This is a genomic window from Solibacillus sp. FSL H8-0538, from assembly GCF_038003525.1.
In the GTDB taxonomy this organism is placed as follows: Bacteria; Bacillota; Bacilli; order Bacillales_A; family Planococcaceae; genus JBBOPI01.
Window position 1 is genome coordinate 433,404 of record NZ_JBBOPI010000001.1, and the last position, 12,014, is coordinate 445,417.

General features: G+C 39.2%; 12 protein-coding genes. 5 read left to right on the forward strand and 7 right to left on the reverse strand.

Annotated elements, in window-relative coordinates:
• The first annotated feature begins 438 nt into the window (after positions 1 to 438).
• Positions 439 to 1,335 carry a heme o synthase gene (gene cyoE / locus MHH87_RS02020; RefSeq protein ID WP_340747663.1) on the forward strand — a complete coding sequence of 299 codons (897 nt, stop codon included), beginning with the start codon at positions 439 to 441 and terminating at the stop codon, positions 1,333 to 1,335.
• A gap of 154 nt (positions 1,336 to 1,489) precedes the next feature.
• On the opposite strand, the gene MHH87_RS02025 is transcribed toward cyoE, so the two are convergent.
• The 3 genes from MHH87_RS02025 to MHH87_RS02035 all read right to left on the reverse strand — a co-directional run bounded on the left by MHH87_RS02025 (position 1,490) and on the right by MHH87_RS02035 (position 6,010).
• Entirely contained in the window at positions 1,490 to 2,119 is a 630-nt protein-coding gene (locus MHH87_RS02025) for a TetR/AcrR family transcriptional regulator (RefSeq protein ID WP_340747664.1), read from the reverse strand.
• A gap of 759 nt (positions 2,120 to 2,878) precedes the next feature.
• The gene (locus MHH87_RS02030) at positions 2,879 to 4,315 is read right to left on the reverse strand and encodes a tetratricopeptide repeat-containing diguanylate cyclase (protein WP_340747665.1); all 1,437 of its coding nucleotides are present in this window, start codon (positions 4,313 to 4,315) and stop codon (positions 2,879 to 2,881) included.
• A gap of 312 nt (positions 4,316 to 4,627) precedes the next feature.
• Entirely contained in the window at positions 4,628 to 6,010 is a 1,383-nt protein-coding gene (locus MHH87_RS02035; protein ID WP_340747666.1) for a dipeptidase, read from the reverse strand.
• A 252-nt stretch (positions 6,011 to 6,262) separates the two neighbouring features.
• Between MHH87_RS02035 and MHH87_RS02040 the strand changes: the two genes are divergently transcribed.
• The 3 genes from MHH87_RS02040 to MHH87_RS02050 all read left to right on the forward strand — a co-directional run bounded on the left by MHH87_RS02040 (position 6,263) and on the right by MHH87_RS02050 (position 8,753).
• On the forward strand, positions 6,263 to 6,811 hold the full coding sequence (locus tag MHH87_RS02040) for an RNA polymerase sigma factor (RefSeq protein ID WP_340747667.1): 549 nt from the start codon (positions 6,263 to 6,265) through the stop codon (positions 6,809 to 6,811).
• 336 nt (positions 6,812 to 7,147) lie between these two features.
• Entirely contained in the window at positions 7,148 to 8,230 is a 1,083-nt protein-coding gene (locus MHH87_RS02045) for a type III polyketide synthase (protein ID WP_340747668.1), read from the forward strand.
• Between the two features lies 1 nt (position 8,231).
• Complete coding sequence (locus MHH87_RS02050; RefSeq protein WP_340747669.1) at positions 8,232 to 8,753, forward strand: isoprenylcysteine carboxyl methyltransferase family protein; 522 nt, start codon at positions 8,232 to 8,234, stop codon at positions 8,751 to 8,753.
• A 131-nt stretch (positions 8,754 to 8,884) separates the two neighbouring features.
• On the opposite strand, the gene MHH87_RS02055 is transcribed toward MHH87_RS02050, so the two are convergent.
• Entirely contained in the window at positions 8,885 to 9,307 is a 423-nt protein-coding gene (locus MHH87_RS02055; protein WP_340747670.1) for a MarR family winged helix-turn-helix transcriptional regulator, read from the reverse strand.
• Between the two features lie 25 nt (positions 9,308 to 9,332).
• Positions 9,333 to 9,734 (reverse strand): transcriptional regulator Spx, encoded by a 402-nt coding sequence (gene spx, locus MHH87_RS02060; protein ID WP_340747671.1) that lies wholly within the window; start codon positions 9,732 to 9,734, stop codon positions 9,333 to 9,335.
• 228 nt (positions 9,735 to 9,962) lie between these two features.
• On the opposite strand from spx, the gene MHH87_RS02065 reads away from it, so the two are divergent.
• On the forward strand, positions 9,963 to 10,919 hold the full coding sequence (locus MHH87_RS02065) for a nuclease-related domain-containing protein (protein ID WP_340747672.1): 957 nt from the start codon (positions 9,963 to 9,965) through the stop codon (positions 10,917 to 10,919).
• Positions 10,920 to 10,921: 2 nt separating this feature from the next.
• Here MHH87_RS02065 and MHH87_RS02070 read toward each other — a convergent pair whose 3' ends face one another.
• Together MHH87_RS02070 and MHH87_RS02075 are read right to left on the reverse strand one after the other, a co-directional pair.
• Complete coding sequence (locus tag MHH87_RS02070) at positions 10,922 to 11,068, reverse strand: hypothetical protein (RefSeq protein WP_340747673.1); 147 nt, start codon at positions 11,066 to 11,068, stop codon at positions 10,922 to 10,924.
• A 377-nt stretch (positions 11,069 to 11,445) separates the two neighbouring features.
• Entirely contained in the window at positions 11,446 to 11,790 is a 345-nt protein-coding gene (locus MHH87_RS02075) for a hypothetical protein (RefSeq protein WP_340747674.1), read from the reverse strand.
• Positions 11,791 to 12,014 lie beyond the last annotated feature (224 nt).

Here is a 12,014-nt window from a genome sequence, read left to right on the forward strand (position 1 = left end):
CGAACGCACTGAGTGGGGCTGTGAACGAACTAAGTGTCCAGCAGAACGAACTAACCTGGCCCACGAACGCACCAACATTCAACGAACGCACCAAGAATCCCCGCGAACGCACTAAGTGGGGCTGTGAACGAACTAAGTGTCCAGCAGAACGAACTAACCTGGCCTGCGAACGCACCAAGAATCCCCACGAACGAACGAAATTCCTACAAACGCACCAAATTACCCCCAAAAACGCACTAAACAACCAGCTGTCCGAACAAAAGCCTCCGTTAGCGCTCTCCCTTCATTCCTAAATACTGAAAAACTAGCTTATAGCCCTAGAATCCCTCTTAGACATGTGTACTTTCAGAGAAAAATGTTTATACAATAGCAGTAGGACTACTGTTTAGGTTATACTAGTAGGAGTGACTATAAGAGGAAGTAGGAAAGAGAAATAACATGCAAATGCAATCCTATCGAAAGTTGTGGGCACAGGCTGTGAAAACGGGCATTATTAAATCCAACTTAATCCCGATGGTAGCAGGATTGATGCTTGCACTTTATACGTATGAATTAAGTTTTATTGACCATATACCCACGATAATCTGTGCAGTGCTCGGCTCGGCAGCTGTAATTGCCGCGGCGGGGACGTTTAATAATGTGTATGATCGTGATATCGACAAAGTAATGCCACGTACGCAATCACGACCAACCGTTACTGGAGAATTAAGCGCACGTTCTGTACTGATCGTAGGTATTATTTTATTAATTGTAGGTACGGTTTTACTTACATTAACAACACCACTTGCTGGATTTCTTGGATTCCTTGGGGTATTTTTCTATGTTGTGCCTTACACAATGTGGACGAAGCGCCGCACCATTTGGAACACAGAGGTGGGGAGTATTTCAGGTGCAATGCCGCCGTTAATCGGTTGGGCAGCCGTGGCACCGAATATTTGGCATCCGGCAGCATGGGCGCTATTTGCAATTATGGTAATTTGGCAAATGCCGCACTTTTATGCAATTGCCATTCGAAAAAAAGATGATTATGCCGCAGCGAAAATCCCAATGCTACCTGTAGCAAAAGGGGAGCGCCGCACGTACATCCAATCGAATGTCTATTTAGTGCTGTTAATTTTATCGAGCTTCTTATTCCTGCCATTAAGCCTAGGTCTAACAATTGTCGCATTCATTTTAAGTGTGATTTGGCTATGGATGAGTATCGTGGGCTATCATAAAAAAGAAGGCAAGAAATGGGCAAATAAAATGTTTGTCTATTCTTTGATTCATATGATGGCAATCTTCGGCACGGTCATTATTTATGCGTGTGTCGGCCTAATTTTACAAGCACAATAAGAAACGGGAATTCGTTTACCTCCGATAAGAGCGCGAATGCCTAGACAAATAAAAAAAGCTGTACAATACGATCAGAACATCTGGCCTATTGAACAGCTTTTTTTAGTGGTTAAGAAAAGAAAGAACAGCTTTCTTAACAACATAATACAGGACATCATCGCACCATATTTTGTGGAGCGTTGTGTCTTTCTATTGAAATTACTTTATTTCCTACATCAACACTATATAAATAAAATGCCCAGGCTTCCTCGATGCGTGCTAAAGAGCGTTCTTGATTTCCAAATAGAGTTTCTACTAAAATGCCTTCTAAAAGCACGCAATATAAACTAATCATTTCACTTATTCTCTTAGGTTCCATTGCCCTAAAAATCATGGCATCATGTAAGGCATCCATAATAATTTGTTTGGATTGTTCGTTATGTAAAGTTGTAGCCTGTTCGAGCTGTTGCTTCATATGAAAGGGTGGGAAAATCATGAAACGAAAAAGGAATTTTGAGGATGTCGATTGTGAAAAGTGGGACGTTTTCTGATCGATAAAGGTTTTTAATAATTGTAGCGTGGGAAGCATGGCATCGTTTGCGAAAAATCGTTTGTAAAAAGTGAGTTCTCCTTGAGAGCAAGTTTCAAAGATGGAGAGAAAAAGATCATCCTTACTTTTGTAATGATTGTAAATGGAGGATTTCTTCATGCCAACGACTTCCGCGATATCAGCAAGGGACGTACCTTCATACCCTTTTTCAGTGAAGAGCTTAAGTGCGGTATCTTTTATACGTTGAGATGACAAGTTGCATGTTCCTTTCTACTGATTTTTAAAATTCACGAAATAATTACATAATAATTATACTAAACTACGAGATTAATAGCGAAATCTTTGCCTAGTAAGAGTTTGATAAAGGAAAAAAGATGAAAAGCCAATCTGTACCGTATCAGTATTGTATGCAAATCCAATGTATTATTATGTTGAATTCCTTATAGATACAGAGTTTGGCTTTGTTTAACCATAAAAAAACGGAAGTGTTATACAACAATTCTACAAAATTGTGAACGAAAAATGTGATAGAAATGTGTCTTTATAACTAAAAGCTTTTCTTTTGGATATGGGGGATGTTATGATAATTTTGTCATTAAGAGATTTGCCTTTGATTAATTTTTTTGACATTCTCGCTCTTTCAGTAATAATGATAAGTTATGCTCAAACGAACCTTTAATTAGCTATGTTCGACAACATATATAACCTCCCCTATGTTTATATATAAGACGCTTTAACTAAAAGGTTAGTAATGAAAAAACCCGGTGCATCAGTGGCCCGGGTTTTTTTTGTTCTTTTTTAGTAAATAAGAAAGTATACCTTTCTTATCTACATAAGTAAGGACAGCATCTCGCCTTATTTTGGGCGAGAAGTGTCTTTCTAATATGAATTGTCCAGGCATTCGCGGCACACCCTCGAGTTCGCTTTGGTCCATTGGGGGGAAGTTGAACATGCACTTTCACTTCGGTTCCACCAGCGCTTGCCCGCGTGCATACGGGTGCCAATGCACTTTTCTTATAAAGAGTGGCTCATATTCGATAGGCTGACAATTTGGTTTTTTCCTTGATTTTTGGCCATATACAGAGCTTGGTCGGCAACGCGGAACAGTTGCGTAAATCTCTTTGACGGGACACTATCATTGCAAACAAGCCCCATGCTGATCGTAATGTTTAGTGAATAGTCATCAAGTTTGACCTGTTCTGCTGTTATTTCTTCAAATAGCGCACGAGCAGTACTCATAATATGCTGTTGGGGATAATTTTTCAGAATAACTACAAATTCATCACCGCCGTAGCGTGCAATAAGTGTATCCTTTTTATTCAGTACAGCATTGCAGATGCGGCCAATCATTTTAATCACTTCATCGCCGAAAAGGTGCCCATAATTATCGTTAATATGCTTAAAGTTATCAACATCGAAAACGATACAGCACAAGTGGTCATTGGTGTCTTTTGATTGCTCAAGCCATGTATTTGTTTTTTTCTCTAAATAATAGCGGTTGTACACACCAGATAGCGGATCTATATTAGCGCGGTGTTCAATCACTGCGACACTATGCTTCAAATCAAGCTCGGCAATTTTTGAAGCAAGTCGAATTGCATGCATGGCCTCTTTAATGCGTATATATTCCTTCATACGACAAAGGGCAGCGCGGTAGTCTTCCAGCACCTCATAAATGTCAGCTAGCTGTAACGCAATTTGTTTTTGCATATGGTAGTCATTGAGTTCATGTGAAATTTTTTCTGCTTCCTTGAAATAGTGAATTGCTCCCTGTAGCTCACCAGTCCGTAAATTGTACATCGCCTGGACATAGTTGTAGCGGCTGCGTTCACGCTGATTGTGCAAAATTATCGGATTTTCCGCTAACGCTTGGAGTAGGGGAGAAGCTTTGGTATAGTACCCGAGCTCAATTAGTGCGGCAGCGAGAATAGTATCATTTTGGCAATGTATAGTGAACTCGTTAGGACAGTGCAAGTTTGCTAATTGCTTGGCATGAGCACCATTTTTTGCAGCTAACTCAAACTCACCTGCTAATAATAAAATATGATTGTAAAAATTATACGATATACAAAGATCTAGGTAGTCTTCATGCTCTTGTGCAATTTCCATGCACCGTTCAAGTGATTCCTTCGCTTTATGATAATTTTCCTCAAACTCATAAATATAGGCATTGATGTAGTACAAATAGTATTTTTCACGCGTTTCACCGAATTCCTCACATAAATCCTTATATTGGAGTGCATGTTCGAAAGCGCTTTCAATTTCACCTAAACAAAAATGAGCGTAAGCTAAATACAAATGAGCTACCATGGTATTCTGCATATTTCCCTGTAATTTACTTTCCTCTAATAGCTGCTTTCCTCCATTTATTACTTCGCTATAACTATTTTCTGTAAAATATCGATCTAAGAGGGGCTCTAACTGCGTAAAATGTGGTATGTGTATGTTCATCCAGTCACCTACTTTATTTGAGAGTAATTTCCTTTTGAAAAATTATGCTTATGGGTATTATGTACTTTTATTTATTATAATATATATGATTATTTAGGTGTGTAATATACTGGAAATATATTGGTTAATTAGTTTAATTTGTGACGGAAATGTGAACAGCAATGCGTTACTGACAGCCGCAGAAAATTCAGCTCAACACCAAGAGAAAAGGCTGCGCCAAGAGTGGGGATTTCCACTATTGGCGCAGCCTTTTTCTATCTACTAAAGCAAGGAACGCATTTCGCTCTATTTGGGTGAAATGTGTCTTTCTAATTAGAAAGTTAATGCAGCTATTTCGTACATGTAATCGCCTAAAACGCGCAGTCCATTATCAAAGTTTTCTAAGTGGAAATGTTCGTTCGGTGCATGGAAGTTTTCACTCGTAAGTCCGAATCCCATTAACACAACAGGAAGATTTAAAATTTCACCGAAAGCTGCCACGATTGGAATCGAGCCACCACCACGTGTATAGGCTGTTGGTACGTTATATACTTTTTCATATGAACGGCCAGCTGCTTGAATAACTGGGTGATCAAATGGTGTAATGAAAGGTTTCCCTTTATCAAACTCAGAAATGCTCACTTCAACGCCTGTTGATTTATATTTCTCGATATGTGCTTTTAGTAACGCAACGATTTCAACTGGGTCTTGGTCCGGCACTAAGCGGCACGTAATTTTCGCACCCGCTTCAGCAGGAAGAACGGTTTTGATGCCTTCACCAGAGAAGCCACCAAATACGCCATTTACTTCTAAAGTAGGGCGGGCCCACGTTTGCTCTAGGTAGCTATAGCCTTCCTCACCGAATAATTCTGTCACGCCAACTTCTTCTTTTAATTCATTTTCGTCAAAGTTCAGCTCACGGTAAGCCTGACGCTCTTCTTCAGATAGAGGACGTACATTATCGTAGAAACCTTCCACTTGAATTGTACCGTGCTCATCTCGGAATGATGCAAGAATTTCAGCCAATGCGTGAATTGCGTTTTGCACACCGCCACCATAGAGGCCAGAATGTAGATCACTTTTCGCACCGCGCACATCAATTTGTACGCCTGTTAACCCGCGTAAACCGTAGCATACAGCTGGTTTGCCTTTAGCGTAAAGGCTTGTATCAGAAATCAGAATAAGATCCGCCGCTAATTTTTCTTTGTTTTCTTCTACATAAGCAGGCAAGTTCGGGCTACCGATTTCTTCTTCGCCTTCAATGATGAATTTCACGTTTACAGGAAGGGACCCTGTTGTCTCAAATAATGCTTCAAGAGCTTTTAAATGCATAAATACTTGGCCTTTGTCATCAGATGAACCACGCGCAAATAATTTATTATCACGGATTTCCGGCTCAAAAGGTGCAGAGTCCCAAAGATTTAGAGGATCTACCGGCTGCACATCATAATGACCGTAAAATAGAATCGTCGGCTTACCCGGCGCGTGTAACCATTCACCGTACACAACTGGATGCCCAGCTGTTTGATCGATTGATACGTTTTCGATAGTTAAGTTTGTTAATGCATTCGCCAACCATTTTGCAGCAGTTTGCATATCTTCCTTATGCTCTGATAATGAACTAATACTCGGAATGCGGAGAAATGTGTTTAATTCTTGGAGGTGCTTGTCGCGATTTTCAGTAAAATACGTGTCTAATTGTTGTAAATAACTCATGTCGGGGGCTCCCTTCAAAATATCGATAATGGAAATAGTATAGCACAAACGAATGGAATGAGCGGTGCGAGAGGTGAGGGGAAGAGGGGTTCGAAATAGAACTGCAAAAAAATAGAAAATACAATTCAAAATAAACCGCATCTGCGTTCAACCTTACATCATTGTAAGTTAATTGAAAGCAAATCCGATAGAGTGTAAGCGATCGTTTTGAGAAGATGGGTACAACAAGAAATGTGTATGGAGGAATTGACAATGAACGAAACATTGACAAAAGTTTATGATGAATATAATCGTTACATTTATCACCTATGTCTAAAATTGACGCGCAACAATGAGGAAGCGCAGGATTTAATGCAGGAAGTATGGGTAAAGGTTGTACGCTACGAAGCATCAGTTGCTGAAGTAGACCACGTAAAAGCATGGTTAACAACAATTACGATGAACACATTCCGCGACCGCTATCGCAAAAATGTTCGACGTAGCAAATATATGATCAGTCAACCTGAACAATTAGACGTGCCGATTCTTGATTTGGTTCCCAATAATGAAATTTCAACAGAAGAAAAAATAGAAAAAGTTGAAATCACAAAAATTGTCCAAGAAAAAATGGATTTATTAGATGCAATATACCAAAAAACATTATGGTACTTCTATGTGGATCAATTCTCTCTAGCAGAAATCTCTTCATTAATGAAAGTTTCTATTGGTACCGTGAAATCACGTCTATTCCGTGCAAAAGCCCGTCTAAAAGAAATTCTTTTATCAGATGCAGCTATCGCAGAAGCAGTATTGCCAGCTTAATCGGAGTTACTCGCAAATGAATGAGCTCAAAGAAAATGGAATACATGCTATTCCTATATAAAAAGTACAAAGTAATAAGTCGCCATAAATAGAAAACCGTTCACCTAAGCGAGCCGCAACAAAGCCGCCGCCGAGTGAACGGTTTTTTTATTGGTTGAAAAGCGTATTTTCTAAAACAAAAATAATTAAGCATTTATCTTCTTTTATCTCGAGTAAACTCATATTTTAAGAGGACAAATTAAATAAGCATAAGGTACTCATACATTTTCGTGCTATGCATGCGCATAAACATTGGAAAATTTGGAGAAAATAATTCTTAATAAAGGAGTTGCTGGCATGCCAAAAATTGCTTCAGTCAGTACATATCAACCACCTTACACTTTGGAACAAACGAATATAGAGCGGTTAACAAAAGAACTATTTCAAGATAAAATCTCCCAGTTGGACCGTTTGCTGCGTGTATTTGAAAATGGCGACATCAAAACGCGGCAATTCTGTGTTCCGCTTGAATGGCATAGAGTTGAACATACCTTTGAGGAACGCAATAATCTTTATATTAAGCTCGCTTCGGAATACAGTGTGGAAGTCATTAAAGCATGTCTTGAAAATGATGCATTTTTAGAACATCCAGTCTATCCAGAGGAAATAGACGCGATCATCTTTGTGAGTAGTACAGGCATGTCTACACCAAGTATAGATGCGCGTGTCATGAACAAGCTCCCTTTTTCTGACCGCATGAAACGGCTGCCGATATGGGGATTAGGTTGTGCGGGTGGTGCTTCGGGCGTGAGTCGGGCATTTGATTACTGCAAGGCACATCCAGCTGCCAAAGTGCTCGTTGTTTGCGTGGAGCTCTGTAGTTTAACCTTTCAACCAAATGACTATTCCAAAAGTAATCTTGTTGGTGCGTCGCTGTTTGCTGATGGTGCGGCGGCGATCCTCGTATGTGGGGATGAAGTTAATTTAACAACGAAAAAACCAGTCCCACATATTATTAATACCGCTTCGAAGTGGATGCCAGATTCGGAAAATGTGATGGGCTGGGATATTAAAAATAACGGCTTGCACGTCGTTTTCTCTAAAAGTATCCCTACGATTATTACCAGCTGGCTCGGACCCTTTATTGGTGAATTTTTACATGAGCAGCACATTCGAAAACGGGAGATCGTTAATTTTATAGCACATCCTGGTGGTAAAAAAGTATTAAAAGCTTATGAAGATACGCTAGAGCTTGTCGAAAGTCAAACTGCAATTTCCCGTAATGTACTAAAAGGAAATGGCAATATGTCGTCGCCAACCGTACTTTATGTGCTAGAGCAATATATGTTGCAGCAAAACAGGGCTGGTGACTACGGTTTATTGGTTGCACTAGGTCCGGGTTTTTGCGGAGAAGCGGTGTTATTGAAATGGGGGGATTAGTATGCTATTTTTCGTAATCATCTCGCTTGTCATTGCACAAAGACTCATTGAGGTTTTGATCGCCAAGCGTAATGAAAAAAGAATGTTTGCACAAGGGGCATATGAAGTAGGGGCATCTCACTATCCGTACATGCTAGCTCTCCATAGTAGCTTTTTTGTGAGCTTGTTTGCAGAAGTTTTATATTTTGAACGCTCTATTTCGCTTATCTTTCCGGTACTGTTCGTCATTTTTTTAATCGTGCAGGCTTTGCGTATCTGGTGTTTAACGTCCTTAGGGCAATTTTGGAATACAAAAATCATTATTTTACCCGGTTCCAACGTCATAAAAACGGGCCCATATCGATTCATACGCCACCCGAATTATGTAATCGTTTGTATGGAAATCTTATTGTTGCCACTCATGTTTCAGGCGTACCTAACAGCGCTCGTTTTTACGTGCCTTAATTTTGCGATGCTGCTCGTGCGCATTCCCCAAGAGGAAAAAGCTTTAAGGGAAGCGACGGATTATAAAAGCGATTTTTAAAAGAAGGTTTCGTCCACGTGACAGAAATCTCTTTTTTTTATTTCATTAAGCACATCATCTCGCATTATTTTGGGTGAGATGTGTCTTTCAAACGAAAAAAAGAGAACCCCTTTCAAAAAAAGGGTCCTCATCTATTTCGAGCATTTATTAAAAATATTACGTAATGTTGTAATCTCATCTTCGGAAAGCATTCCAAAAAGTTGCGTAAATAGTGTGTCGACCTGTTGGCGAGATTGCTCTAGTACATCAAGTCCAGCGTTTGTAATATGAATTTGCGAAGCACGGCGATCGGCCTCGTTCTGCGTTTTTTCGATAAAGCCTGCTTTCAAAAGCTTTGTCGTCAAAACCGTCACGCCACCCGTTGTCACTTTTAAGCGTTCGGCGATAGCGGAAGGACGTTTTGGCCCCTCGCTTGCTAAAAACTCAAGAATAAAAATATGCGATTTTGAAAATCCTAATTCATTGTGACTATTCCACTCGTTTGCAATTTTGCGTTCAAGTGTGGCTACAGCTTCAAATAAAGAAGCTAGCTTTTCGCGTCTTTGCTCATCCATCTTTGTCAACTCCAAAACATATTCACTATTCTACTGCCAATTGTTGTAATGCATTCAGCTCAAATGCACGCACTTTCCTTGGGATGAAACGGCGAATATCCATTTCATTGTAGCCTACCTGGATGCGTTTTTCATCGAGTAAAATCGGGCTTCTTAGCATACGTGGATGCTGCTGAATTAAATTATATAGCTCTTGGATCGACAACTGATCGATATCCAAATCTAAATTTTTAAAGTCATTTGAGTTCGTCGCGATAATTTCGTCTGTCCCGTCCTCTGTCATGCTCAAAATATTTTTAAATTCTGCAAGCGTTAGCGGCTGAGACGTCGTACGCTTCTCTGTATAAGAAATGTTGTTTTCGTTTAACCATTTAAGTGCTTTTCGTGATGAGGAACAACTTGATTGTGTATAGATTGTTACTGTCATAAAAAATTCCTCGCTTTCCAATTAATTGTTTCATAATAGCTTACTTATAAGATATATACCAATACGAATATCTTACTAGTAAGGTAATGCTAATGCAACCGTTTTTTTTTGGTAATAACAGTATATGTTTACCCAGAGTTCTACCAATATATACGTCTCTATAAGCGAAAAGTTTCAATTTTTTTGTTACAGATTTGTAAACAGTGTATACTGGAAAAATATAACTAAATGAAAGGAGCTGAAACGCACGCGGTGATTACTTTGCGACGGGTAATACCCGAAAAAGTAAACGTATTACAAAGCGTGCTCAAACGTTTATCGGCCGTAGATGAGGAATATACCAATTTGCAAGAACAGCTAAGGAGAGCACGAACAGGCTATGCTGGTGAACAGCGTATTGATGAATTGTTGGATGGAGTACCGCTACTGGACTCCGCGCACATCTTATGTGACGTAGAATTAATGCAGCACCCGATTGATTGTTTAATTATAACGACAAGCTTTGCACTAATTTTAGAAGTAAAAAATATTTCTGGTCGAATTGATATTGATGATTCGAAACACCAATGCATTCGCACGCGACTCGATGGAACACTTGAACCATTTTCCAACCCTACAGATCAAGCACGTAAATACCAACTCTTTATACAGCATTTATTTCAACAATGGAATGTCCAGCTACCGGTTGAATGTGCCGTAGTATTTGCAAACCATAAGCTTATTTTAGGCAATATCACAAGCGATGTGCCGCTATTTCACGTTAGTGGCCTAACTTATCGTATTCACCAATTTTTTCAAAAATACCCCGAAAAGCTATCATGCAACCAAGTCACTAATATTGCAGACAAATTAAAATCGCTGCATACACCGTATCAATGGCAACTAAAAACGGCACGGCACAAACTGCGAACTGGTGTGCTTTGTGAAAGATGCAATAAAGTGATGCATTATTTAAAAGGAAGTTGGCAATGTGAAAGCTGTCAGTTTAATAGCGACGCAGCCTTAGTACAGGCAATGCAAGACTACCGCCTCATTTGGAACCATAAAATCACAAACCGCGAATTTCGCCACTTCACAGGCATAGAAAGCATCTACACCGCCAACTATTTACTCAAGAAACTAAACTTTAAAAGCGAAGGCAAATTTAAAGACAAAGTATATTTGATTGAAAAACGAAGTGACTAAAATCACTTCGTTTTTTCTTTTTGAGGAGATTTTTTAGGGGATGCAAGTAAAGCTGCTGGAGTTGCAAGTAAAGCTGCTAGAGTAGCAAGTAAACGCCAAGAATTTGCAAGTAAATCAGAAGATCTTGCAAGTAAAATGAAAGGTTGCAAGTAAAGCTGCTGAAATTGCAAGTAAACCAAAGAATGTTGCAAGTAAAAGACCAGAGTTTGCAAGTAAATCAGTAGATCTTGCAAGTAAAATGAGAGGATGCAAGTAAAGCTGCTGAAATTGCAAGTAACCCAAAGAATGTTGCAAGTAAAAGACAAGAGTTTGCAAGTAAATCAGAAGATCTTGCAAGTAAAATGAGAAGATGCAAGTAAACCTGCTGAAATTGCAAGTAAACCAAAGAATGTTGCGAATAAAAGACCAGAATTTGCAAGTAAACCAGAAGATCTTGCAAGTAAAATGAGAGGATGCAAGTAAACCTGCTAGAATTGCAAGTAACCCAAAGAATGTTGCAAGTAAAAGACCAGAGTTTGCAAGTAAACTAGAAAATCTTGCAAGTAAAATGAGAGGATGCAAGTAAACCTGCTAAAATTGCAAGTAACCCAAAGAATGTTGCAAGTAAAAGACCAGAGTTTGCAAGTAAACTAGAAAATCTTGCAAGTAAAATGAGAGGATGCAAGTAAAGCTGCTGAAATTGCAAGTAACCCAAAGAATGTTGCAAGTAAACGCCAAGAGTTTGCAAGTAAATCAGAAGTTCTTGCAAGTAAAATTGGAGGATGCAAGTAAACCTGCTAGAATTTTCAAGTAACCCAAAGAATGTTGCAAGTAAACGCCAAGAGTTTGCAAGTAAATCAGAAGTTCTTGCAAGTAAAATGGGAGGATGCAAGTAAACCTGCTGAAGTTGCAAGTAACCCAAAGAATGTTGCAAGTAAAAGACCAAAGTTTGCAAGTAAATCAGAAGATCTTGCAAGTAAAATGAGAAGATGCAAGTAAACCTGCTAGAATTGCAAGTAACCCAAAGAATGTTGCAAGTAAAAGACAAGAGTTTGCAAGTAAATCAGAAGATCTTGCAAGTAAAATGAGAAGATGCAAGTAAACCTGCTAGAATTT